The 24,773-nt window shown below is 74.3% G+C and carries 14 protein-coding genes and 2 pseudogenes; 8 read left to right on the forward strand and 8 right to left on the reverse strand.

Features of this window, described 5'->3' with window-relative positions:
* Positions 1-70: 70 nt before the first annotated feature.
* Both CIK06_RS20970 and lipB read left to right on the forward strand, forming a co-directional pair.
* Entirely contained in the window at positions 71-1,918 is a 1,848-nt protein-coding gene (locus CIK06_RS20970; RefSeq protein WP_095568004.1) for a DUF2029 domain-containing protein, read from the forward strand.
* 212 nt (positions 1,919-2,130) lie between these two features.
* Positions 2,131-2,754, forward strand: a complete 624-nt coding sequence (gene lipB, locus CIK06_RS20975) for a lipoyl(octanoyl) transferase LipB (RefSeq protein ID WP_095568005.1) — start codon at positions 2,131-2,133, stop codon at positions 2,752-2,754.
* Positions 2,755-2,875: 121 nt separating this feature from the next.
* Here lipB and aspS read toward each other — a convergent pair whose 3' ends face one another.
* Complete coding sequence (gene aspS / locus CIK06_RS20980) at positions 2,876-4,162, reverse strand: aspartate--tRNA(Asn) ligase (protein WP_095566260.1); 1,287 nt, start codon at positions 4,160-4,162, stop codon at positions 2,876-2,878.
* Positions 4,163-4,670: 508 nt separating this feature from the next.
* On the opposite strand from aspS, the gene lipA reads away from it, so the two are divergent.
* On the forward strand, positions 4,671-5,609 hold the full coding sequence (gene lipA, locus CIK06_RS20985; protein WP_095566261.1) for a lipoyl synthase: 939 nt from the start codon (positions 4,671-4,673) through the stop codon (positions 5,607-5,609).
* A gap of 87 nt (positions 5,610-5,696) precedes the next feature.
* Here the strand turns inward: lipA and CIK06_RS32010 are convergent, their stop codons facing one another.
* Both CIK06_RS32010 and CIK06_RS20995 read right to left on the reverse strand, forming a co-directional pair.
* Entirely contained in the window at positions 5,697-8,744 is a 3,048-nt protein-coding gene (locus tag CIK06_RS32010; protein WP_255408519.1) for a helix-turn-helix transcriptional regulator, read from the reverse strand.
* Positions 8,745-8,800: 56 nt separating this feature from the next.
* Positions 8,801-9,022, reverse strand: coding sequence for a hypothetical protein (locus CIK06_RS20995; RefSeq protein WP_095566262.1), 222 nt, complete (start codon positions 9,020-9,022; stop codon positions 8,801-8,803).
* 175 nt (positions 9,023-9,197) lie between these two features.
* Between CIK06_RS20995 and CIK06_RS21000 the strand changes: the two genes are divergently transcribed.
* The gene (locus CIK06_RS21000) at positions 9,198-9,887 is read left to right on the forward strand and encodes a DUF4191 domain-containing protein (RefSeq protein ID WP_095566263.1); all 690 of its coding nucleotides are present in this window, start codon (positions 9,198-9,200) and stop codon (positions 9,885-9,887) included.
* Positions 9,888-9,921: 34 nt separating this feature from the next.
* Here the strand turns inward: CIK06_RS21000 and CIK06_RS31530 are convergent, their stop codons facing one another.
* Positions 9,922-10,284: an RDD family protein gene (locus CIK06_RS31530; RefSeq protein ID WP_232534353.1), complete on the reverse strand. Its 363-nt coding sequence runs from the start codon at positions 10,282-10,284 to the stop codon at positions 9,922-9,924.
* 268 nt (positions 10,285-10,552) lie between these two features.
* Here CIK06_RS31530 and glnA (CIK06_RS21010) point away from each other — a divergent pair, with 268 nt between their 5' ends.
* Positions 10,553-11,977 (forward strand): type I glutamate--ammonia ligase, encoded by a 1,425-nt coding sequence (gene glnA, locus CIK06_RS21010; protein WP_095566265.1) that lies wholly within the window; start codon positions 10,553-10,555, stop codon positions 11,975-11,977.
* Positions 11,978-12,165: 188 nt separating this feature from the next.
* Here the strand turns inward: glnA (CIK06_RS21010) and CIK06_RS21015 are convergent.
* Positions 12,166-15,176: pseudogene (locus CIK06_RS21015) on the reverse strand (bifunctional [glutamine synthetase] adenylyltransferase/[glutamine synthetase]-adenylyl-L-tyrosine phosphorylase).
* Between the two features lie 12 nt (positions 15,177-15,188).
* Positions 15,189-15,952, reverse strand: a pseudogene (locus tag CIK06_RS21020) (type 1 glutamine amidotransferase).
* A gap of 193 nt (positions 15,953-16,145) precedes the next feature.
* Between CIK06_RS21020 and CIK06_RS21025 the strand changes: the two are divergent.
* Together CIK06_RS21025 and CIK06_RS21030 are read left to right on the forward strand one after the other, a co-directional pair.
* Positions 16,146-17,021, forward strand: coding sequence for an LD-carboxypeptidase (locus CIK06_RS21025; RefSeq protein WP_095568007.1), 876 nt, complete (start codon positions 16,146-16,148; stop codon positions 17,019-17,021).
* A gap of 243 nt (positions 17,022-17,264) precedes the next feature.
* A complete protein-coding gene (locus CIK06_RS21030; protein ID WP_232533764.1) occupies positions 17,265-17,843 on the forward strand; it encodes a hypothetical protein in 579 nt (192 codons plus the stop codon).
* 146 nt (positions 17,844-17,989) lie between these two features.
* Here the strand turns inward: CIK06_RS21030 and CIK06_RS32200 are convergent, their stop codons facing one another.
* Both CIK06_RS32200 and glnA (CIK06_RS21040) read right to left on the reverse strand, forming a co-directional pair.
* Positions 17,990-21,289, reverse strand: coding sequence for an NACHT domain-containing NTPase (locus CIK06_RS32200; protein ID WP_095566266.1), 3,300 nt, complete (start codon positions 21,287-21,289; stop codon positions 17,990-17,992).
* A 78-nt stretch (positions 21,290-21,367) separates the two neighbouring features.
* The gene (gene glnA / locus CIK06_RS21040) at positions 21,368-22,717 is read right to left on the reverse strand and encodes a type I glutamate--ammonia ligase (protein ID WP_095568008.1); all 1,350 of its coding nucleotides are present in this window, start codon (positions 22,715-22,717) and stop codon (positions 21,368-21,370) included.
* A 239-nt stretch (positions 22,718-22,956) separates the two neighbouring features.
* On the opposite strand from glnA (CIK06_RS21040), the gene CIK06_RS21045 reads away from it, so the two are divergent.
* Positions 22,957-24,741, forward strand: coding sequence for an NAD+ synthase (locus CIK06_RS21045; protein ID WP_095566267.1), 1,785 nt, complete (start codon positions 22,957-22,959; stop codon positions 24,739-24,741).
* Positions 24,742-24,773: the final 32 nt, after the last annotated feature.

Here is a 24,773-nt window from a genome sequence, read left to right on the forward strand (position 1 = left end):
AACGGCCCGGGTCGACGACGGGCCGGGCGCCCAGGGCCGGTTGGTAACCTGCGGCGTGCCGCTCTCCCCGCTGCTCACCGAGCCGTCACCCGAGCCCGCCGGCCCGCCCACCGCCCGCCGGCCGTACCGGCGCGGTGACCTGCTGGCCCTGGTCGCCAGCGTGGCGCTGGCGTTCTGGGTGACCAGCGGGCTCTGGCTGGACCCGGACCGCCGGGCGGTCACGGTCAACTCCAGCGACCAGTCGCTGTTCGAGTGGCTGTTGGCGTTCGGCGCGCACACGGTGTTCCACGGCGAGAACCCGATGTTCACCCGTCTGATCAACGTGCCGGACGGCGCCAACCTCGCGGTGAACACCTCGATCACGGTGTACGCCGTGCTGTTCGCGCCGCTGACGTACCTGCTCGGCGCGCCCGTCACGTTCCTGGTCATCCTCACCGCGAACCTCGCGGCCACCGCGCTGGCCTGGTACTGGCTGCTGTCCCGGCACCTGGTCCGCGGCGTGCCCGCGGCGCTGCTCGGCGGGCTGTTCATCGGCTTCTCCCCCGGCATGGTCTCGCACGCCAACGCGCACCTGAACTGGACCGCCGGCTGGCTCGCGCCGCTGATCGTGTGGCGGGTGCTGCGGCTGCCCGACCCGCGCCGGTGGCTGCGCAACGGCGTCGTGCTCGGGGTGGCCGTGGCCGTCGCGTTCTCCATCGCCGCCGAGGGGTTGTTCTTCATCGCGCTGGCCTGCGCGGTCTTCCTGGCCGCCTGGGCGGCCCACCCGCGCAACCGCACCGCCGCCCGGGCGGCCCTGCCGACCTTCGTCCGCGGTCTCGCGGTGGCCGGCGCGGTGGCGCTGGTGCTGCTGGCCTACCCGCTCTGGCTGCACTTCTTCGGACCGCAGCGGTTCCACGGCACCGGGTTCAACCCGATCATCCACGCCGAGGACATCGCAGCCTACGGCGCGTACCCGCAGCGCTCGCTGGCCGGGCTGGCGGGGCTCGGCACGTCGCTGGCGCCGAACCCGACCGAGGAGAACTCGTTCTTCGGCGTACCCCTGCTGGTGCTGGCCGCCGCCTGCGCGGTCCTGCTCTGGCGGCGGGCCGACCCGGACCGCCGGGCCACCCTGCGGGCGCTGCTGATCACCGCGGGCGTCTTCGTGGTGCTCTCCTGGGGACCGAAGGCCAAGATCCTCGGTACGCACACCGCCGTACCCCTGCCGTTCGCGCTGCTCGGACCGCTGCCGGTGATGAACGCGGCGCTGCCGTCCCGGCTCGCCCTGGTGGTCACGCCGATCATCGGGCTGCTGCTCGCGTACGCCGTGGACGCGCTGCTGGCCGATCCGCCGGCCGGCCGGCCGCGGCGGCTGACCTGCGCGGACGGGCGGCCACGGCGCCCGGCCTGGGCCGTCGGCTTCGCGCTGGCGCTGGTGCCGCTGTTCCCGACCCCGCTGCTGACCATCGACCGGGAGCCGGTGCCGACGTTCATCACGGCCGGCACCTGGCGACGGTACGTCCCGGCCGGCGGGGTGATCGCGCCGCTGCCGTTCACCCTGGACGTCACCCCGGACGGCCAGCGCTGGCAGGCGTACGCGCTGACGCACGGGCAGGGCGAGTTCGCGATCCCGTCCGGGTTCTTCCTCGGGCCGGGCGGCCCGGACGGCCGGGGCCGGATCGGCCCGGTGCCCCGGCCGACGGACGCGCTGCTCAACGAGGTGGCCGAGACCGGCGTGGTGCCGCCGATCGGCGCGGCGCAGCGCGCCGCGGCCGAGGCCGACCTGCGGTACTGGCGGGTGGACGTGGTGGTGCTCGCCGACCGGATCCACGGCGCCAAGTGGCCGGTCCGGCACGACGCGCTGCTGCGGGCGGCCACCGGGTTGTTCGGCCCGCCGCAGCGGGTGGACGACGTCTGGCTGTGGCCGGTCACGCGGCGGTGACCGCCCGGCGCGCCGGCAGCACCGGCGCCGACCCGCCGGATGCGCACGTGCCGGTCTCGACCTGCCGGATGCCGACGTGCCGGTCCCGACGTGCCGGTCCCGACGTGCCGGATGCCGACGTGCCGGTGAGCCGGCTCACCGGCGCGCGGACGCCGACCCGGGGCTACGCTGGGCTGGTGACCAGGACGATTTCCGGGCTCTCGCCGGTCCGCATGGGCGTCATCGACTACTCCGCCGCCTGGGACGAGCAGCGTCGGGTGCACGCCGCGGTGGTCGCGGGCGAGGCGCCGGACACGGTGCTGCTGCTGGAGCATCCCAGCGTCTACACCGCCGGCAAGCGCACCCAGCCGTGGGACCGGCCGACCGACGGCACCCCGGTGATCGACGTCGACCGCGGCGGCAAGATCACCTGGCACGGGCCGGGTCAGCTCGTCGGCTACCCGATCATCAGGCTGCCGCAGGTCGACGCCGGTTTCCGGGTGGACGTGGTGGCCTTCGTCCGGCGGGTCGAGCAGATGCTCATCGACGTCTGCGCCGAGTTCGGCGTGGCGACCACCCGGATGCAGGGCGACGGCCGCAGCGGGGTCTGGGTGCCGGCCGACGACCGCGGTCCGGACCGCAAGATCGCCGCGATCGGCCTGCGGGTGGCCCGCACGGTCACCCAGCACGGCTTCTCGCTCAACTGCGACTGCGACCTGAGCTGGTACGACCGGATCGTCCCGTGCGGCATCCGGGACGCCGGCACCACCTCACTGACCGCCGAACTCGGCCGCCCGGTCACGGTGGCCGAGGCGCTGCCGGTGGTCGAGCGGCACCTGCCCACCCTGCTCGGCTGAGCGAGGCCCGCGGCCGCGGACCCTCCGCCCGGGCGGCAGCCCGGCGGCGGGTCCGGAACGGCGGCAGCCCGGGACGGTGGCGGGTCCGGCACGGCGGCAGCCCGGCGGCGGGTCCGGACGCTCAGGGCGCGAGCCGGTGCAGGTCGCGCGGGAAGGCCGTCACCTCCCGCACGTTCGCCGCGCCCACCAGCCGGGCGACGAACCGCTCCAGCCCGATCGCGAAGCCGCCGTGCGGCGGCATGCCGTGCGCGAACCCGGCGAGATAGCCCGCGTACGGCCCGGCCGGCTCGCCCCGGGCCGCCAGCGCCGCCAGGTAGTCGGCGTGCCGGTGCAGGCGCTGCCCGCCGGTCACCAGCTCCACGCCGCGAAACAGCAGGTCGAAGCTGTTCGAGTACGCCGGGCGGGCCGGGTCCGGGTGGGTGTAGAACGGCCGTTTCGCCATCGGGTAGCCGGTGACGAAGACGAAGTCCGAGCCGTGTTCCCGGCGTGCCCACTCGCCCACCGCCCGCTCGTGCGCGGGCGCCAGGTCGGGTTCGTCCGCGGCCGCGCCGGCGATCCGCAGCGCCGTGCCGAAGGGCACCGCCGGGATCTCGGCCGGTACGTCCGGCGGCCCGACACCGAGCGCGGCGCAGGCCGGGCCGGCCCGCTGCGCCACCGCGACGAGCATGCCGGCGAGGGTGTCCCGCAGCACCGCCATCACGTCCCGGTGGTCGGTGATGAAGCCCAGCTCGGCGTCGAGCGAGGTGTACTGGGCCAGGTGCCGGGCCGTGTCGTGCGGTTCGGCCCGGAACACCGGGCCGACCTCGTGGACCCGCTCGAAGACCCCGACCATGAGCTGCTTGTACAGCTGCGGCGACTGGGCCAGGTACGCGGGCCGGCCGAACCAGTCCAGGGCGAAGACGTTCGCGCCGGACTCGGTGGCCGAGCCGACCACCTTCGGCGTACAGATCTCGGTGAACCCGGCCCGGTCGAGCGTGCCGCGGAAGCCGGCCGTGGCCGCCGCGGCGATCCGCAGCGCCGCGGACCGGCGCGGGTGGCGCAGCGCCAGCGCCGCGTTGTCCAACTGGACCGGCAGGCTGGCCGCCAGGTGTGGCCGGAACAGGTCGAACGGCGGCGGCACCGCGGGCTCGCCCAGCGGGCGTACCAGCGGGTCGACCAGCTCGACCCCGCCGGGCGCCGCCGGGTTCGCCACGGCCCGGCCGGTGACCTCGACGACGCTCTCCTCGGGCAGCGCGGCGAGCGCGGACCGGCCGGCCGGCTCGGTCAGCACCACCTGCGCGGTGCCGCCGGCGTCCCGCAGGATCAGGAAGGCGACCGACTTGAGCAGCCGGCGGCGGTGTACCCAGCCGGCCAGCCGGACGGGTTCGCCGGCGTGCCGGGACAGGTCGGTGGAGAGGATGCGTTGCATGGTGGCTACCTCCTCGTGGACTGCGCAACGCGATCCCTGGGAGGTGTGGGCGAGCGGGAACCTCGCGGTGCCACCACACCTTCACCGCCGGCGCTCCCGCCGCCGCGCCGCCCGGGCGGTGGCCCGGGTGCCGCGGCGACCGGCGTTGCCGGCGGCCTCATTCACCCCGTGACGTGGGGGGACGGCGGGCTCTACTGGGCGCTCGGGCGGGCCGTCCCGGTCGTTTCCGCGACCCGGGCGGGTCCTGCCGCACACCGTTCTTCCCGCGGCTCGGGAGGGTCTTCGCGACCCGGCCGGAGACCACCTTCCAGCGACCGGTGGCTCTCTGTGCTCCGGGGTCGGGACGCTACTCGGTTCCGTCGACGCCGTTGCGCCGTACGGTAACGGAGCCGGCGGCCATCGGGGCAACGCAATTTCCACGGCCGGTGAGGGGTGTCACAGCATCGGAGCAGGTGAGCCCCGTCGCCTCCGCTGCGCCCCCGGCCACCCCGGGCGTAGTCTCGGCGTTGTGACCATCGCTCCCGAAGGACGCCGCCTGCTGCGGATCGAGGCGCGGAACGCCGAGACCCCGATCGAGCGCAAGCCGCCGTGGATCAAGGTCAGGGCCAAGATGGGCCCGGAATACAGCCACCTGCGCGGGCTGGTGGCCCGGGAGGGGCTGCACACGGTCTGTCAGGAGGCCGGCTGTCCCAACATCTACGAGTGTTGGGAGGACCGCGAGGCCACCTTCCTCATCGGCGGTGACCAGTGCACCCGCCGCTGCGACTTCTGCCAGATCGACACGGGCAAGCCGGCCGAGTTCGACGCCGACGAGCCGCGCCGGGTGGCCGAGTCGGTGGCCACCATGGGCCTGCGGTACGCCACCGTCACCGGCGTGGCCCGCGACGATCTGCCCGACGGCGGCGCCTGGCTGTACGCCGAGACGGTCCGGCAGATCCACGCGCTCCAGCCGGGCTGCGGCGTCGAGCTGCTGATCCCCGACTTCAACGCCGTGCCCGAGCAGCTCGCCGAGGTGTTCGGCGCCCGGCCCGAGGTGCTGGCGCACAACGTGGAAACCGTGCCGCGGATCTTCAAGCGGATCCGGCCGGCCTTCCGCTACGAGCGGTCGCTGGACGTGATCCGGCAGGCCCGCGCCGCCGGCCTGGTCACCAAGTCCAACCTCATCCTCGGGATGGGCGAGGAGCGGGCCGAGATCTCCCAGGCGCTGCGCGACCTGCACGAGGCCGGCTGCGAGCTGATCACCATCACGCAGTACCTCCGCCCGACCCCGCGGCACCACCCGGTGCAGCGCTGGGTCAAGCCGGAGGAGTTCGTCGAGCTGAACGCCGAGGCCGAGGAGATCGGCTTCGCGGGCGTGATGAGCGGGCCGTTGGTGCGCTCCTCCTACCGGGCAGGCCGGCTCTACCGGCAGGCCGTCGAGGCCCGCGGCGCCGTCCCCGCGATCTGAGTCCTGAAACCGCCGGGTCCCGGGCGCCGTCCGCGCCCGGGATCGGCCGCGGTTCGCGCGGTTCGCGCCCGGGAGCCGCGCCGGTCATCAGCTCCCGTCCACCGGGTTGAGCAGCCCCAGGCGGTGCGCCACGGCCGCCGCCTCGACCCGATTCGCCACATCCAGCTTCGCGATGATCCGGGAGACGTGCACGCTTGCCGTCTTCGGCGAGATGTAGAGCTGGCGGGCGATCTGGCTGTTGCTCAGCCCCTCGGTCACCAGCCGGAGCACCTCCCGTTCCCGCGCGGTCAGCGGGGCCGCACCGCCGCCCGGCTCCGCCGCGAGCGCGGGCGCCGCGCCGCGTACCCCGACCCGGCGGGCCAGCGTGCCGATCCGGTCGGTCAGCGGCGCCGCCCGCAGCCGGGCGGCGATCGTGGCGGCCTCGCTGAGCGCCGCCGCCGCCAGCTCCCGGTCACCGGCCCCGGCCGCCGCCTCGGCCTGCCGGAGCAGGACGGTGGCCAGCGGGTACGGCTGCCCGTCCCGGCGCCAGGCCGCGACCGCCGCCCGCCAGCGCTCGGCCGCGGATCCGGCCGGGACAACCGGCGCCGGCCCGGCCGCGACATCCGGGTCCGGCCCGACCGCGACATCGGCCGCCGGCCCGGCCGCGACATCCGGGTCCGGCCCGGCCGCGGCATTCGGGTCCGGCCCGACCGCGACGTCGGCAAGCAGCGCCGACAGCTCGGCCGCGTACGCCGCCTCGGCCGGGAAGTCGCGGCGCAGGCCGGACGCCGCCTGCCCGGCCCGGGCGGCCAGCTCCGGCAGGTCGGCGAGCACGGCCACCCGGGCCACGGCGACCAGCACCGGCCAGGAGTACCGGGCCACGGCCGGCACGGCGGGATCGGCGAGCGCCGCCTCGGCGGCCTCGACCGCGGCGACCCGGTCGTCCCGGGCCAGCGCCGTGGCCATCCGCAGCTCGCACAGCGGCAGCCGCTGCTGCGGATGCAGGAACGGTCGACCCAGGAAGCCGAGCGCGCGGCGGGCCAGTTCGGCCCCGCCGTCCTCGCCGCGGGCCAGCCGCAGCCGGGCGCGCAGCTCCAGCCAGTGCAGGCCGAGGGTGCCGATCGGGTCGAGCCGGGCCGCCTCGGTGCAGGTGGCCTCCGCCTCGTCCCAGTCGCCGAGCGCCAGCAGCGCCTCCGCGCGGTTGCTCAGCAGGAAGGCACCGGTCGAGCGGCTGATCCCGTACCGGCGGGCCACCGTGCAGCCCTCGGCCGCGGACTCGGCCGACTCGGCGTACCGGCCCTGCTCGAACAGCGCGTCCGAGAGGTTGACCAGCACGTTCACCAGCGCCGACGGATCGTCGGTGGACCGGGCCAGTTCCTCGGCCCGGCGCAGCAGGTCCAGCCGGGCGCCGGACTCGGAGTCGGCGTCCGTGCTCCAGCACCGGCAGCTCGCCAGGTACGCGGCGGTGAGCGTGGCCGGGTCGCCCAGCCGCTCGGCCTCGGCCAACGCCTCGGCCGCGACCCGGCCGCCCTCGTTCGGATCGGACGCGGCCAGGTACGCGCCGATCTCGGCCAGCAGCCGGATCCGCCGGGCATCCGGCGCCGGCGACCCGCCGTCGGGCGGCGGCGCCGAGGCCAGCCGGTACGCCTCGCGCAGTTCGTCCGCCCCGGTGCCCTTGCCGAGCACCGCGATCATCCGGCCGCGCCCGGCGAGCAGCCGGGCCGCCCGGACCGGTTCGGCCGCCGGATCCACCTCGGCCAGCGCGGCCCGGCTCAGGGTCAGCGCCCGGACGTAGTCGCCGGCCGCCGAGGTGGCCCGCAGGGTCGCCTCCAGCAGCGCCAGGTGATCCATGCCGGCCCGCTCGCCCGCGTCGGGCACCTGCTCCCAGAGCCGGAGCACCCGCTCCAGCAGCCCGCTCTGCTCGGCGTACGCGCAGCGGGTCCGCGCGTCCGCGGCGGCGGCCAGCGCGCTGACCAGCGCGCGGGGGTGGTCCTGGGCCGCGTGCCAGTGGTGGGCCACCTCGGCGGGTGCCCGTCCCGCGGCCACGAGCTGCGGCGCCGCCTCGATCGCCGCCGCGTACCGGGCGTGCAGCCGGGCGTGTTCGCCGGGCAGCAGCTCGTCGTGCACCGCCTCCCGCACCAGGGCGTGCCGGAAGGCGTACCCGCCGTCGGGGTCGGCGACCAGGAGTTGGGCGGCGACCGCCGGGCGCAGCGCGTCCTCCAGTTCGTCCTCGGGCAGGCGGGCCACCGCGGCGAGCAGGTCGTGGCTGAACCGGCTGCCGCCGGCGGCGGCCTCCCGGAGCACCCGCTGCGCCGGCTCGGGCAGCCGCTCGACCCGGGTCAGCAGCAGGTCCCGCAGGGTTTCCGGCAGGCTCGTACAGCCGGCCGGGTCGCCGGCCGCGGCCAGTTCCTCGATGAAGAACGGGTTGCCCTCCGCGCGCTCGTGCACGGCGTCCACCGCGGTCCCCGGCGGCTCGGCGCCGAGCAGGTCGGTGAGGATGGCGGCGGTGCCCTCGCGGTCCAGCCGGCTCAGCTCCAGCCGCTCGACGCCGCGTACCCGGTCCAGTTCGGCCAGGAACGGCCGCAGCGGGTGGCCCCGGTGCAGTTCGTCGGTGCGGTAGGTGCAGACCACCAGCACCGGTCCGGGCCGGATGGCCCGGACCAGGTAGCCGATCAGGTCCCGGGTGGAGCGGTCCGCCCAGTGCAGGTCCTCGATCAGCAGGACCAGTGGCCGGGTCTCGGCGAGCCGGGCGAACAGCTCGGTCACGGCCTCGAACAGGTAGCCGCGGTGACCGGGCGCCCCCTCACGCCCGGTCACCGCGGCCGGTTCGCGGAGCAGCTCCGGCAGCAGCCGGGCGAACTCGGCCTCCCGGCCGTCCAGCACGGCCGGCCCGTGCCGGCGCAGCGCCTCCCGCACCGCCGCCGCGAAGGGAGCGAACGGCAGTCCTTCCTCGCCGAGTTCGAGGCACTGACCGACGAGCACCTGCGCCCCGTCGGCCGCCGCGACCCGGCCGAACTCGTCGGCGAGGCGGCTCTTGCCCACCCCCGCCTCGCCGCCGAGCAGCACCACGCCGGGCAGTCCGGCGCGGGTACGCCGCTGCGCCGCGCGCAGGGCGTCGAGGTCCGCGTCCCGGCCCACGAAGGTTCGGCTGCTCACCCGGCTTGTCACGGCATCGAGAATGCCACGCCGGGCGGCCAGGCCGCCCGGGGCGGTCATCCGGCCTGGCGGTTGCGCCCACCCCCGCGCAGCCAGGATCGGCGGGTGCCGTGCCGCGTACGCGCGGCCGACCTCGCGAGTCGGCTCGCGTCCGCGTGCCGGCGTAGCTCCCACAGCCGGTTTGTGTGCATCTCCAGCAGGATTTCCTCGTTTGACAGGCCGAACATGATGATCTCCCGGTGCTCGTCGGTGGCTTTCTCGTCGTTTCCTTCGACCACACCGACTCTGCTCGCGCAGGCACCCGCGGCACATGGGTAGCGAGCCTCATCCGCACCGCCCCGGGGTGCCTTACCCGGGCCGATCCGGGGGCCGCGCAGGGCTGAGGTACTTACCCCGGCGGCGAGGGCCGGCCGCGGATCAGCCGGATCGGAGCCGACCACTAGACTCCGTGCCATGGCAACTCCCCAGGAGAAGGTCTCGTTCGGCCAGCGGCTGAAGCAGATCGGGATGGTGTTCTCGTTCACCGCCAAACAGGACAGGCTGTTCATCCCGCTTGTCGTCGTGGCGGTGCTCGTCCCGCTCGCCCTCACCGTGGTCGTGGCCATCGTCTGGGGCTGGATGTGGGTGCCGGTCGGCGTCCTGCTCGCGCTGCTGGCCGTGCTGATCGTGCTCAACCTGCGGTCCAACCGGGCGATGATGAGCGCCGCCGAGGGCCAGCGGGGGGCCGCCGCGCAGATCGTGGAGAACATGCGGGGCGACTGGCGGGTCACCCCGGCGGTCAGCGCCACCACCCAGATGGACATGGTGCACCTGGTGATCGGCAAGCCCGGGGTGGTGCTGCTGGCCGAGGGTAACCCGCAGCGCGTACGGGGGCTGCTGGGTCAGGAGAAGCGCCGGCTGTCCAAGGTGATCGGCAGCGCGCCGCTGTACGACTACCTCATCGGTTCGGGCGAGAACGAGTTGCCGATCCGCAAGCTGCGCACCACGCTCATGCGGCTGCCGCGCAACCTGAGCGGCAAGGACGTGAACGCGCTCGACAAGCGGCTCAAGGCGCTGTCGGCCCGGCCGCAGATGCCCAAGGGCGCGATCCCGAAGAACATGCGGCCGCCGCGCGGCGCCTTCCGGCAGACCCGCGGGCGCTGACCCGCGGGAGCCGACCCCAGGGGTACGCGGTGGATCAGCCGGCGGAACGCGGGGTGACCGGGATGACTATCGAACCGGACCACCGGTCGTGCAGCCCGCGGCGCTGGTCGTCCATGATCAGCGCCGGCACCAGCAGCGCGAGCAGCAGGCCGCGCAGCAGCGCCCGGGGTATCCCGATCCGGCCGCCGTCCCGGTGCGAGACGCAGGCGATCCGGGTGAGGAACATTCCCGGGGTCTGCGCGAACAGCCCGAGGAAGAAGCCGTACTCCAGGATGAGGACCAGCACCGGCGGCCAGCCGGCCCGGACGGGATCGGCGATCATGCTCCCGACCAGCAGGCAGAGCACCCAGTCGATGATGAGGGCGCCGAACCGCCGGCCCAGGCTGGCCGGCTCGATTCCGGGCGCCGGGTCGGCCCGGTCCGTACCCGCCGGGTCCGTACCGTGCGTGACCGGTTCGCCGTCCTGCTGTCTCGTCACGGCAAGCCAGGGTAGCCGAACCGCGCAAAGTCCCGCATCTACCCCATAGCCGCAGGCCGGAGGTATTGTCGATCGTGGGCGTAACACGACGGAAACATACGTGATACGCCCGGGCAACCGCCCGGCCATAGCGTCGCCAGCGACGCCGGAACGCTATAACGCTCTGTGGACGCGCCAGGAGGAACGTGTGTTCGCCAATCCCGAGGAATTGCTGCGGTACCTGAAGAACGAGGACGTGAAATTCGTCGACGTACGGTTCTGCGACCTGCCCGGGGTGATGCAGCACTTCAACCTGCCTGTCGAGAGCTTCGACGAGAGCATTTTCGAGACCGGCCTGGCCTTCGACGGATCCTCGATCCGCGGCTTCCAGGCGATCCACGAGTCCGACATGCTGCTGCTGCCGGACGTGGCCACCGCGTTCGTCGACCCGTTCCGGACGCAGAAGACGGTCGCGCTCAACTTCTTCATCCACGACCCGTTCACCCGTGAGGCGTACAGCCGGGACCCGCGGAACGTGGCCAAGAAGGCCGAGGCGTACCTCGCCGCGAGCGGCATCGCGGACACCGCGTACTTCGGCCCGGAGGCCGAGTTCTACATCTTCGACTCGATCCGCCACGAGACCTCGGCGCACCAGGCGTACTACTACATCGACTCGGTCGAGGGCGCCTGGACGAGCGGTCGCGAGGAGGAGGGCGGCAACCGCGGCTACAAGACCGCGTACAAGGGCGGCTACTTCCCGGTACCGCCGGTGGACCACTACGCCGACCTGCGCGACCAGATCGTCCGCAAGCTGGTCGACACCGGGTTCACGGTCGAGCGCTCGCACCACGAGGTCGGCACCGCGGGCCAGGCGGAGATCAACTACAAGTTCTCCACCCTGCTGCACGCCGGTGACCAGCTCCAGCTCTTCAAGTACATCGTGAAGAACACCGCCTGGGCGGCCGGCAAGACGGCCACCTTCATGCCCAAGCCGCTGTTCGGCGACAACGGCTCCGGCATGCACACCCACCAGAGCCTCTGGATGAACGGCGAGCCGCTGTTCTACGACGAGACCGGCTACGGCGGCCTGTCCGACACGGCCCGCTGGTACATCGGCGGCCTGCTGCACCACGCGCCGTCGCTGCTGGCCTTCACCAACCCGACGGTCAACTCGTACCGCCGGCTGGTGCCGGGCTTCGAGGCGCCGGTCAACCTGGTCTACTCGCAGCGCAACCGCTCGGCCTGCACCCGCATCCCGGTCACCGGCAGCAACGCCAAGGCCAAGCGGGTCGAGTTCCGGGTGCCGGACCCGTCCGCGAACGTCTACCTGGCGTTCTCGGCCATGATGATGGCCGGCCTGGACGGCATCCGCAGCAAGATCGAGCCGCCCCAGCCGATCGACAAGGACCTGTACGACCTGCCGCCGGAGGAGTGGGGCTCGGTCAAGCAGGTGCCGGGATCGCTGCCCGAGGTGCTGGACGCGCTGGAGGCCGACCACGACTACCTGCTCGACGGCGGAGTCTTCACCCCGGACCTGATCTCCACCTGGGTGGACTACAAGCGGGCCAACGAGGTCGACCCGGTCCGGCTGCGCCCGACCCCGCACGAGTTCGAGATGTACTACAACGTCTGATCGGATCACCGTCTGGTCCGACCGGTCGGACAGGGCCCTTCCCGCCTCGGGAGGGGCCCTGTCCCGTTTCCGGCGGCCACTGGAGTGTGCAGAGTTGTTGTCGCCCCGGCGACAACAACTCTGCACACTCCACCGTTCCGACCCGCGCCTGACACCGGCCGACGCGTCGAGGCGATCGGCGTGACGACCTAGGCGAAGACGCGCTCCATGGCCGTGCGGGATCGGCGGGCCGTCCGCAGGTAGTGGTCGACGAACTCACCGGGATCCTCGGCGCCGAGCAGCCGCACCACCCCCGCCAACTCCACCCCGTGCCGCGGGAGCTGGTCCCCGGACGCCCGCGGACCAGCATGAGCGCGTTGCGGACCCGCGCCGCCAGGGTCCAGCCGGCCGCCATCGCCGCGGCGTCCGCGGCCGACACCAGGCCGGCGTCCCGGGCGGCCGACAGGGCGTCGAGGGTACGCGTGCCGCGCAGCTCCGGCAGGGTGCCGCCGTGCCTGAGCTGGAGCAACTGGACCGCCCACTCGACGTCGGCCAGCCCGCCCCGGCCCAGCTTGGTGTGAGTGGCCGGGTCGGCGCCGCGGGGCAGCCGCTCGGTCTCCACCCGCGCCTTGATCCGGCGGATCTCGATGACCTGCTCCGGGGTCAGCCCGTCGGCCGGGTACCGGATCCGGTCGGCCGCGGCGAGGAAGTCCGCGGCCAGGTCGGCGTCGCCGCAGACGTACCGGGCACGCAGCAGTGCCTGCGCCTCCCACACCTTGGACCAGCGCGCGTAGTACGAGGCGTACGCGGCCCGGCTGCGCACCAGCGGACCCTGCCGCCCCTCGGGCCGCAGGTCGGCGTCGACCACCAGCGCGGGGTCCGGCGCCGGCATCCCGAGCAGCCGGCGCAGCTGTTCGGCGATGGCCAGCGCGGCGGCGCTGGCCGCGTCCTCGGCCATCCCGGCCGGCGGGTCGTAGACGAACAGCACGTCGGCGTCGGAGAGATAGTTCAGCTCGCGCCCGCCGAGCCGGCCCATGCCGATGATGGCGAAGCGCAGCCCCGGCGGCGCCGGGCGGGTGGCCCGGGCCACCCGCAGCGCGGCGGCCAGGGTGGCGTCGGCCACGTCGGAGAGCGCCGTGCCCACCCTCAGCACGTCCAGCCGGTGCGCCGGGGCCAGCGGACCGGCCTCGTGCAGCGCGTCCGCGCAGGCCAGCCGGAGCAGTTCGCGGCGGCGCAGCGCCCGCACCGCGCGGATGGCCCCGACCGCCGCCGCCTCGTCGGTCGCCGCGGGCGCGGTGCCGTCGGCGGCGACGTGCCGATCGGCCGCGGCCGCGAAGCCGTCGCAGAGCACGTCCGCCGGCCGCGGCACCAGCTCCGGATCGGCGGCGAGCAGCCGCAGCGCCTCCGGTTCCCGGGCCAGCAGGTCGGCCGCGTACCGGGACAGCGCCAGCGTGCGGGCCAGCCGCCGGGCGACCGGACCCTCGTCGCGCAGCACCCGCAGGTACCACGGGGTGCTGCCCAGCTTGTCCGACACCTGCCGGTAGGTGAGCAGCCCCCGGTCCGGCTCCGGGGCGTCCGCGAACTCGGAGAGCAGGACGGGCAGCAGGGTCCGCTGGATCGCCGCGGTCCGGGTCAGCCCGCCGGTGAGCGCCTGGATGTGCCGCAGCGCCCCGGCCGGGTCGGCGAAGCCGAGCACCTCCAGCCGGCTGCGGGCGGCCTGCGGGGTGAGCCGCAACTCCTCGGCCGGCACCCGGGCGACCGACTCCAGCAGCGGCCGGTAGAGCAGCTTGGCGTGCAGCCGGCGTACCTCGGCGGCGTGCGCGACCCAGTCGGCCCGGAACGTCTCCAGGGTGCCCCGGGCCGGGGTGGCGGTGTAGCCGAGGGCGTTGGCCAGCCAGCGCAGCGCGGCCGGGTCGCTGGGCACCGTGTGGGTCCGGCGCAGGCCCTGCAACTGGAGCCGGTGTTCGACCCCGCGCAGGAAGCGGTAGCCGCGCAGCAGCCCCTCGCCGTCGGCGCGGCCCACGTAGCCGCCGGAGACCAGTTCCCGCAGCGCCGGCAGCGTGCCCGGCACCCGCAGCGACTCGTCGACCCGGCCGTGCACCAGTTGCAGCAGTTGGACCGCGAACTCGATGTCGCGCAGCCCGCCCGGCCCGCGCTTGATCTCCCGTTCCAGCTCGCCGGGCGGGATGTTGTCGATGATCCGGCGGCGCATCGACCGGACGTCCTCGACCGCCTCCGGCCGCTCCGCGGCCTGCCAGACCAGCGGCGCGAGCTGCGCGATCCACTCGGCGCCCAGGGCGAGATCGCCGGCCGCCGGGCGGGCCTTCAACAGCGCCTGGAACTCCCAGGTCCGCGCCCACCGCCGGTAGTAGGCCAGGTGGCTGGCCAGGGTGCGGACCAGCGGGCCGCGGTTGCCCTCGGGCCGCAGCGCCGCGTCCACCGGCCAGGCCACCAGGCCGCAGATGTGGATCAGCCGGGTCGCCACGGTGGTCGCCACCGGCAGGTCCTCGTCGGCGTCGGCCACGAAGATCACGTCGACGTCGGAGACGTAGTTCAGCTCGCCGCCGCCGCACTTGCCCATCGCCACCACGGCGAGCCGGGGCGCCCGGGTCTGCTCGGGCAGTTCGGCCAGGGCCAGCGCGTACGCGGCGCTCAGGGTGGCGTCGGCCAGTGCGGAGAGCGCCGCCATCGTCTGCTCCAGCGACACCCCGCCGGTCAGGTCGGCCGCCGCGATCCGCAGCAGGGCCTGCCGGTACGCCAGCCGCAGCGCCGGCACGGCCGGCTGGTCCGGCGGCAGCGGGTCGAGGTTCCCGTCGACGGTCGGTGCCACGCCGTCCACGGTGGCCAGTACGGCGGTGTGGCCGGGGTTGGCCACCAGGTGATCGCCGAGCGCCGTCGAGGCGCCGAGCACGGCGAACAGCCGCCGCCGCAGGCCCGGGTCCGCGCGCAGCGCGGCCAGCAGCGGTACGTCCGCCGGCGCCCGGCGTTCCGCCTCGACGATCCGGTGCAGTTGCCGAAGCGCCAGGTCGGGGTCGGCGGCCTGGGACAGCGCCGACAGCAGCTCGCCGGCCGCGTCGTCCACCGGTTCCTGCTCGTCCGGGTCCCACAGCCCCAGGCCGGTCGGGCCGAGGAGTTCGCCGCTGCGGTCCGCCGGCTCGCCCGTGGTACGGCCGAAGCCGTACCGGGCCAGCCGGCCGCGGGCGGTGGCCGGTCTGCTCATGACGGCCCCCGCTCACTGGCCCAGCAGGGGCAGGTCCCGGCGGGGTTCGGCGTCGGCCAACTCCCCCGGGCCAGCGCGGCGAACCGGATCGCGAACGGCTGCCACGCCTCCTCCACGTCGGCCAGCAGCCGCTGCGCCGCCGCCACCACGGCGTCGGGGTCGTAGTCCAGCCGGCGCAGCAGAGCGGAATCGGTGGCCCAGTCGCGGACCATGTCGGTGTCGCACTCGATGTGGAACTGGATGCCCCAGGCCCGGTCGCCGAGCCGGAACGCCTGGTTGGCGCAGCGGGTCGAGGCGGCCAACAGGGTCGCCCCGTGCGGCAGCTCGGTGATCTCGTCGGCGTGCCACTGCAGCACGTCCGGCATCAGCGGCACCCAGCGGAACAGCGGGTCCCGCTCGGCGGCGTCGCGTTTGCCGACGACGCCGGGCCCGGCCTCCGGCTCGGCGGCCGGTTCGACCGTGCCGGCGTGCGCGGTGGCCAGCAGCTGCGCGCCCAGGCAGATGCCGAGGGTCGGCACCCGGTGCCGGACCGCCTTGCGCAGCAGGCCCTCCAGGGCCGGGAACCACGGCGCGTCCGGCGAGCCGTCCGGGCGCGGCCAGGGATGCTGCGGACCACCGAACACCACAAGCGCCGCGTACCCGGTCAGGTCCTCGGGAAGGACGTCGCCCGCGTACGGCCGGAGCACGACCAGTTCGAGCCCGCCCTCGGTCAGCCATTCCCCGAGCCGGCGCGGATCGTCGGTCGGGTCGTTCTCGATCACCAGTGCCGTCGCCACGGTGTCGAGGCTAACCGGTCACCCTCGGTGGCCGACGCTGGCGGTCCGGGTGGAACCGGGATCCACCCGGACAGTGCCCGGGATCATTCCGGACACCACCGGCGGGCCCGGTGCCGGCGGACCGATAGGCTCGGTGATCGTGCCCGACGCTGCCGCGATCCGCCCGCCCGTGCTGTGCCCCGGCGACGCGGTGATGCTGGTCTCCCCCTCCGGCCCGACCCGGCCGGAGCGGGTCGCCCGGGGCGTCGAGCTGCTCACCGGCTGGGGGCTGCGGCCGCTGCTGGCACCGCACGCGTACGCCCGGCACGGGTACCTGGCCGGCACGGACGAGCTGCGGGCCGCGGACCTGAACACGGCGTTCGCCGATCCGGAGATCCGGGGGGTGCTGTGCACCCGGGGCGGCTACGGGGCGCAGCGGGTGGTCGACGCGATCGACATGGCCGCGGTACGCCGGGACCCGAAGGTGGTCGCCGGCTTCTCCGACATCACGGCGCTCCAGTTCGCGCTCTGGCGGGGTGCCCGGCTCGCCTCCGTACACGGGCCGGGCGCGGCCTGGCTGGACGAGCGCACCCCGCTGACCTCGGCGGAGTCGCTGCACGCCGCGCTGATGAGCACCGAACCGGTCTCCGTGGTCCGCTCCGCCGAGGAGGAAACCGCCCGGCTCGTGGTGCCGGGCGTGGCCACCGGCCCGCTGCTGGGCGGCAACCTGTGCCTGATCACCGCCTCGCTGGGCACCCCGGACATGCCCGATCTCACCGGGGCCATCCTGTTGATCGAGGAGGTGGAGGAGCAGCCGTACAAGGTCGACCGGATGCTCACCCACCTGCGCCGGGCGGGCGCGTTGGACGGCGTGGCCGGGGTGGCGGTGGGGCAGTTCACCCGGTGCGCGGACGACTGGCCGGTGACCGTGGTCGACGTGCTGGCCGAACGGCTGGGTGATCTCGGTGTGCCGGTGCTCGGCGGGTTGCCCGTGGGGCACGGCGTGGGCCAACTCACGGTCCCGGTGGGTACGCCCGCCACCCTCGACGCGGTGACCGGCACCCTGACGGTGACCGCCGCCGTCCGGTGACCGCCGCCGTCCGGTGACCGCCGCCGTCCGGTGACCGCCGCCGTCCGGTGACCGCCGCCGGACCGGTGACCGCCATCGCGCGCCGCACTCCTGTCGGGTATCGGATGGCTCGCTCAATCGGGTGAAATCGGGACGCATCCGGCAAGATTTTCAGCTCGTTGACAGGGTCGTGAGGGCCGGGACCCAGCCTGGTTCCGCACCGTCGTCACGGCATCAACGATCCGCAACGATCAGGAGGAACCCATGCGTGTGACCGTCACTCGCAAGAACCTGCTGGCCGGCATGGCCGCCGCGGGCGTGCTGAGCGCCGGCATCGCCGTACCGACCCTCGCGTTCGCCGACGACAGCGGCACGCCCGGCGCGACCCCGTCGGCATCGGACTCGACATCCACCGACAAGGGCGGCGACCGGGCGGACCGGCAGTCGCAGTTCGCCTCCGAACTGGCCGAGGAACTGGGCGTCTCCCAGGACCAGGTCGAGGCGGCACTGACGAAGATCCGCGACGAGCACAAGCCGGCCGACCGGGAGGACGCCAAGGGCGACCGGGGCGACTGGACCGCCATGCTCAAGGAGCGGCTGGCCCAGGCCGTCACGGACGGCAAGCTCACCCAGGAGCAGGCCGACGCGATCACCGCCGCCATCGACGCGGGCGTGTTCCCGATGGGCGGCGGCCCGGGCGGGCACCCCGGCCCGGGCGGCTGGGAGCACGGCGGCCCGGACGGGGACGGCGCGGGCCCGGGCAACACCGACGGCGGTACGGGCGACGGCGGCTCGACCGACGAGGGTTCGACCGACGAGGGTTCGACCGACGGCGGCAAGTAGCCGCCGACAACCGGCAACGGCCGGTGGGGCGCCCCGAGCATCCATGCTCGGGGCGCCCCACCCGTCCAGCCCGCGCGCAGCCCCGGGGCCAGCCCCGGGACGGCCCGGGGACAGCAACCCGGTGGGACCGCGGCGCGGTGGGAGGGTCAGTCGGCCGGTTGGATCAGCGGCCGCATCCGCACCAGCAGGTCCGGGCGCCGCCGCTGGTGCAGCGCGGTCAGTGCCTCCACATGCTGCGGCGCGATCGGCAGCGTCCGCACGCCCAGTTCGTGCAGCCGCACCCGCGCCTCCAGGGCCAGTTCCCCGGTCCAGAGCCGCGACTGACCGGCCTGACCGATCGCCCGCGCCACGACGTCGGCGATGGCCCGGTCCTCGTTCCGGTCGCCCCGGCCGAGGAACGCCAGGCAGCACCGCAGCACCGGCTCGGCCAGGTCGTGGACGGGATTCAGCAGCGGAACGGCCTGGTCGAGCAGGTCGACCGCCACCGCCACCGGCCCGCTGGCGTCGGCGCTCAGCCGGTCGAGCAGCAGGCCGAGCAGCCGCAGCCGGGACTGCTCCGGCGCCTCCGAACCGGACGGATCGTCCGCCGCATCGTCGAGGCCGAGGTCCAGATACTGCCGGACGCTGCGCAGTTCCACCAGCGGCTGCCCGGTGACCGGTCCCAGCATGGCGGCCAGCAGGATCCAGGCCACCGAGTGGGCGGTCTCGGCGCCACGGCCGATTGTGGAGACGTATCTGGTGAGCGCCCAGGGGGCCGCCTCGACCAGCGGGTCCAGCGCGTGCTGGAGCACGTCGCCGTTGATGCCGCACTCGAAGTAGGTCTTGCGGCGCAGCACGGCCGCCGGCTGGCCGGACGCCTTCGAGGAGGCCAGTTCGAGCAGTTCGCCGTCGCCCGGCCAGGAGTAGGTCCAGGTGAGGTCGATCGGCGGCGCGGCGGCGCCCGAGTCCAGCCGCAGCGCCACGTCCCGGACCTGCCCGTCCGCCCGGCGGCCCAGTTCCAGCGCCGCCACCAGGCTGCTCCACTCCTCGGGATGCAGTTGGGAGCGCCACAGCAGGGCCTGGGCGTGCCAGTCCGGCACCGGGTCGTCCGCCTCCGGGTAGAGCCGGCTGCCGGTGATCTCGCCGGCCGCGCAGACCGCCAGCACCAGCAGGTTCGCGGCGTACGCGGCGTACCGGGCGGGGACCGGGAGCGGAAGCGGCCGGTATCCGTCGAGGGCGCGCGGCCCGGTCCGGTGGTTGACCGTGCGGAACAGCCGGACCAGCAGGTCCGCCCAGCCGGCGCGGAGTTCGTCGTCCAGGATGGACAGCCGCTCGGCGAGGAAGCCGACCACCGGTGCCCGGCTGGTGAGCACCGCGTGCGACAGCAACGCGTACAGCAGGTCGTCGTCGACCCGCGGGCCGCCCGGGGCGAGGCTGGCCGCCCGGTCGACGGCGACCAGGTTTTCCACCACCTGCCAGGTCAGCCGGGCCACCAGGTATTCGCCGAAGGTGGCGTGCAGGAACTCGTACGCGATGGGCCGGTCGGCGTCCCGGGATGCCTGGGACCGGTGCACGAAGAAGAACCGGCCGAGCACGATCTCGGCGGCCCGCAGCGGCGTACGCCGGTCGTCGCGGGCCACCACGGCCGCGCCGTCGAACGGCAGCGCCGCGAGGTCGGCCTCCAGGGCGTCCTCGGTGCTCCACTGCGCCCGCCGGTTGAACATGGCGAACGCCACCACCGACAGCCGGCGCAGTTCGTCCTCGACCGCCCGGTCCAGCTCCCGGCCGGTCAGTTCCCGCTGCTTGACCACCTCCCGGCGGGCGAAGTTGTCCAGCAGCCGCTCGTACAGTTCGGCGTGCCGCAGGTCGCCGGCCGCCCGCAGGTCCCCGCCGCCCGCGTCGTAGAGCGCGAGCATGAGCAGCAGCAGCGGCTGCTCGGCCAGTTCCCGGTGCCGCAGCGCGACCTCGGCGGGCAGCGGCGTGAAGCCGGGCAGCCCGGCGTTGGTCTCGTTCCAGGTGTCCAGCCAGCGCTGCACCCTGGCCGGGTCGAACGGTTCCAGCCGCAGCGCCAGCGCGCCGGCCGGTGGCCGCGCCCTGTCGGCCACGCTGGTCCGGCTGGTCACCAGCACCGCCACCGGCCGGCCCTGGACGCTCTCCCGGCGCTGGAACTCGGCCACCCGGGTCAGGTAGTCGGTCTGGCTCACCCCGGTCGCCTGGAGCAGTTCGTCGAAGCCGTCCAGCAGCACCACCGGCAGCGCGTCGCCGGCGGCGCTGGCCAGCGCCGGCCAGTCCGGCCGGTCCCCGGTGGCGTCCCGGATCGCGTGTTCAAGCTGCTCCTGCAGGTCGGCCGCGGCCGGCACGTCCCGCAGCACCACCCGGACCGCCAGGAAGTCCGCGGCCGGCAACCGGGCCGCGAGGATCTTGGTGAGCACCGACTTGCCGGAACCGGGCTGGCCGAGCACCAGCAGCGGCGCCCGGACCGCGCCCGGCGAGGTGAGCTGGCCGACCAGGAACTCCGCCAGATCGCCGCGCAGCGGCCGGTCGGCCCACCATTCCTCCTCGGCCGGGCGGGCGGCCACGCCCAGCTCCGCGACCCGGAACAGCGGCGGCACGTACGCGCCGCCGAGGGTGGGCAGGCGCAACCCCGCCGGTACGTCGCCGGAGGCCGCGATCGGTCGGTCCAGTTCGGCCGTGTACGCCGTGGCCAGCGCGGCCCGCCGGGCGTCCGGGCCGGCGCCGGTGCTGATCCGGTCCAGCTCGGCGCGCAGCTCGGCCAGCCCGGTGCCCAGGGCCCGGACCTCCGCCCGGGTGGCCTCCTGCTCGTGCAGCCCGATCCAGAAGCCCACCTCGGGGAAGTCGCCGGCCAGCCGGGTCAGCAGTTCCCGGTGCCGGTCCAGGCCCAGCTCGATCGCCCGGTTCAGCGGGTCGATGGCATGCCAGGGCGGTGCCGTGCCCTCGCGCAGGTCGGCGGTGAACAGCGTGAGGCGGCCGGCGAGTTCCGTGTAGAACGTGCGGAGCTCGCCGCGCAGCCGCGGATACGGCAGCGCGGGTCCGGGCACCGGGACCGGCAGCGCGAACATCGCCTCCAGTGTGGAGCGTGGGTCGGTCGGCCGGGCGCCGGCCAGGGCGAGCTGCTCGGACCGGACGACGTCCAGTTCGGACAGCAGGTCCGGCGGCCCGACCTCGGCCAGCGCCTCGAAGTACGCGGTCACCGCGATCACCGCGTGCGCGGCCTCCAGCCGGCGGGTGCGGTCGTACCGGGACAGCCCGGACCGGCGCTCGGCGACCGCGCGCAACAGCTCCCGGCCGAGGCCCACCAGGCCGACGTTGGCGTCGGCCAGCCCGGGGACCGGGATCGCGGCGGACAGCACCGCTCCCCCGGCCATCCGGTCGATCAGGTCGACCCATCGGTTCTCGCCGCCGCCGAGCAGGCGGACGGCGTCGGCGTAGCTGAGCGTGTCGGACACCGGGGCGTCTCCTCCACAGTGGTCGGATCAGCCCAGCATGCCCGCCCGGTGCCAGCCCCGGCGCGGCGGGTGGCCGCGCTACAGCGAGAGGTAGCGGCGCCGCTCGTACGGGGTGACCTCGCGGCGGTACTCCTCCCACTCCGCCCGCTTGTTGCGGAGGAAGTAGTCGAAGACATGCTCCCCGAGCACCTCGGCGACCAGTTCGGAGCCGGCCATCACGTCGATCGCCTCGGCGAGGTTCTCCGGCAGTGCCTCGTACCCCATGGCCTTGCGCTCGGCGTTGGACAGCGACCACACGTCGTCCTCGGCGCCCGGCGGCAGGTCGTAGCCCTCCTCGATGCCCTTCAGGCCGGCGCCGAGCAGCACCGCGAACGCCAGGTACGGGTTGGTGGCCGAGTCGATCGAGCGGACCTCCACCCGGGCCGAGGTGGGCTTGCCGTACGCGGGCACCCGCACCAGCGCGGACCGGTTGAGGTGCCCCCAGCAGACGTACGCCGGGGACTCGGTGATCCGGTCCGGCAGGGTCAGCGGGAACAGCCGCTTGTAGGAGTTGACCCACTGGTTGGTGACCGCGGTGTACTCCCGGGCGTGCCGCAGCAGCCCGGCGATGAACGCGCGGGCGACCTTGGACAGCTTCATCGGGTCGCCGGCGTCGTGGAAGGCGTTCCGCTCCCCCTCGAACAGCGACAGGTGGGTGTGCATGCCGTTGCCGGGCTGGTCGGTGAACGGCTTGGGCATGAAGCTGGCGTGCACGCCGGTGGAGAGCGCGACCTCCTTGACCACGTGCCGGAAGGTCATGATGTTGTCGGCGGTGGCCAGCGCGTCGGCGTAGCGCAGGTCGATCTCCTGCTGGCCGGGGGCCACCTCGTGATGGCTGAACTCCACCGAGATGCCGATCCGTTCCAGCGCGAGCACCGCCTGCCGGCGGAAGTCCCGGGCGACCGCGTGGGTGGTGTGCTCGAAGTAGCCGCCGGTGTCCACCGGGACCGGCACCGAGCCGTCGGCGATCCCGTCCTCCAGCAGGAAGAACTCGATCTCCGGATGGGTGTAGAAGGTGAAGCCCTTCTCGGCGGCCCGGGACAGCGCGCGGCGCAGCACGTGCCGGGGGTCGGCCCAGGACGGGGAGCCGTCCGGCAGCAGGATGTCGCAGAACATCCGCGCGCTCTCCCCGCTGACCCCGCCCTCGAACGGGAAGACCTGGAAGGTCGTGGGGTCGGGCATGGCGATCATGTCGGACTCGAAGACCCGGGCGAAGCCCTCGATCGCCGATCCGTCGAAGCCGATGCCCTCGTCGAAGGCGGCCTCCAGCTCGGCCGGCGCCACCGAGACGCTCTTGAGCGTGCCCAGCACGTCGGTGAACCACAACCGGACAAAACGGATGTCGCGCTCCTCCAGCGTACGAAGCACGAACTCCTGCTGACGGTCCACCATCCACCCCTCGGCCGCTACGCCGCCGGCCGGCAAGACCGACATGGCGGCAAGTCTGCACCGGTTGGGTTTCGCAGCCGTTACATCCACCAAAGGATGGACGGCACGGCCCACCGGTTTCCCCGCCAACATACGCCGACCCGGCTGCGTGGGGGTGGTCACCACCGACGTCCGCCCGGATACCGGACCGGCCGGACGACCCGCGGATACCCGCCGGAACGCTGGGGCAAGATGAGGACATGCCCACGCTGCGACTCGCCCTAGCCCAGGTCAACCCGACGGTCGGCGACCTCGCCGGAAATGCCGACATCGTCCGCCGGTCGGCCCGGGACGCCGCGGACGCCGGCGCCCACCTGGTCGCGTTCCCGGAGCTGATGCTCACCGGATACCCGGTGGAGGACCTGGTGTTCCGGTCCTCCTTCGTGCGGGCCTCCCAGCACGCCCTGCGGGAACTGGCCGCCGGCCTGGCCACCGACGGCCTCGGCGAGCTGCCCGTGCTGGTGGGCTACCTGGACGCCGACGGGCCGCCGGCGACCCGCGCGGACGCGATCCCGGACCACGGCGCGCGCAACGCCATGGCGCTGCTGCACGGCGGGCAGATCCGGGCCACGTACTTCAAGCACCACCTGCCCAACTACGGCGTCTTCGACGAGGACCGGTACTTCGTACCCGGGCAGACCCTCACGGTGGTCCGGGTCGGCGGCGTGGACGTGGCCCTGACCATCTGCGAGGACATGTGGCAGGCCGGCGGGCCGTTCGCGGTCGCCCGCCGCGCGGACGTCGGGCTGGTCGTCACGATCAACGGCTCGCCGTACGAACTCAACAAGGACGACGTGCGGCTGCCGCTGGTGCGGCGCCGGGCCGCCGAGGCCGGCGCCACCATCGCGTACGTCAACATGGTGGGCGCCCAGGACGAGCTGGTCTACGACGGCGACTCGATGATCGTGGCGGCCGACGGGACGCTGCTGGCCCGCGCCCCGCAGTTCGTCGAACACCTGCTGGTGCACGACGTGCAGCTCCCCGCGGCCGGCACCGGGGACACGCCGCCGGGCAGCCCGCCGGGCAGCCCGGCCGGCGGGCCGGCGGAGATGGACGTACGCCGGATCACGCTCAGCGACGCGGTGCCGGCGCCGGCCGGACCGAGCGCCAGCGGCGAGATCTCCGAGCCGGTGCCCGACGAGGCCGAGGTGTGGAACGCCCTGGTGCTGGGGCTGCGGGACTACGTCGACAAGAACCGGTTCCCGTCGGTGATCCTGGCCCTCTCCGGCGGGATCGACTCGGCGCTGGTGGCGACGCTGGCCGTGGACGCGCTCGGGCCGGACCGGGTGGTCGCCGTGTCGATGCCCAGCCGGCACTCCTCGGAACACTCGAAGACCGACGCGGCCGACCTGGCCAAGCGGACCGGGCTGGACTTCCGCACCGAGCCCATCCAGCCGATGGTGGACACGTTCCTGGCCAACGTGTCGCTGTCCGGCCTGGCCGTGGAGAACCTCCAGGCCCGGGTGCGCGGGGTGCTGCTGATGGCGCTGTCCAACCAGGAAGGGCACCTGGTGCTCACCACCGGCAACAAGAGCGAGCTGGCGGTGGGCTACTCCACCCTGTACGGCGACTCGGTGGGCGGGTTCAACCCGATCAAGGACGTCTGGAAGACGCTGGTGTGGAAGCTGGCCCGGTGGCGCAACGAGGAGGCCGTGCGGCGCGGCGAGACGCCGCCGATCCCGGAGAACTCGATCGTCAAGCCGCCGAGCGCCGAGCTGAGCCCGGGGCAGTTGGACACCGACACCCTGCCCGACTACTCGATGCTGGACGGCATCCTGACCGGCTACGTCGACGGGGACGCCGGCCGGGACGACCTCATCGCCGCCGGCCACGACGCCGACCTGGTCGACCGGGTGCTGCGGATGGTGGACATCGCCGAGTACAAGCGCCGGCAGTCGGCCCCGGGCACCAAGATCTCGATCAAGGCGTTCGGCCGGGACCGGCGGCTGCCCATCACCAACCGGTGGCGGGAACACGGGGTCTGATCGTGTGACAACCTCCACTGCGCCCTGCCTTG

The sequence above is a fragment of the Plantactinospora sp. KBS50 genome (assembly GCF_002285795.1).
Lineage (GTDB): Bacteria > Actinomycetota > Actinomycetes > Mycobacteriales > Micromonosporaceae > KBS50.

Coding starts and splice junctions, on each gene's coding strand:
- lipB (WP_095568005.1), top strand. CDS start 2,131: ATGGGCGTCATCGACTACTCCGCCGCCTGGGACGAGCAGCGTCGGGTG.
- aspS (WP_095566260.1), bottom strand. CDS start 4,162: ATGCAACGCATCCTCTCCACCGACCTGTCCCGGCACGCCGGCGAACCC.
- CIK06_RS21000 (WP_095566263.1), top strand. CDS start 9,198: ATGGCAACTCCCCAGGAGAAGGTCTCGTTCGGCCAGCGGCTGAAGCAG.
- CIK06_RS21025 (WP_095568007.1), top strand. CDS start 16,146: ATGCTGGTCTCCCCCTCCGGCCCGACCCGGCCGGAGCGGGTCGCCCGG.
- CIK06_RS21030 (WP_232533764.1), top strand. CDS start 17,265: ATGCGTGTGACCGTCACTCGCAAGAACCTGCTGGCCGGCATGGCCGCC.
- CIK06_RS21045 (WP_095566267.1), top strand. CDS start 22,957: ATGCCCACGCTGCGACTCGCCCTAGCCCAGGTCAACCCGACGGTCGGC.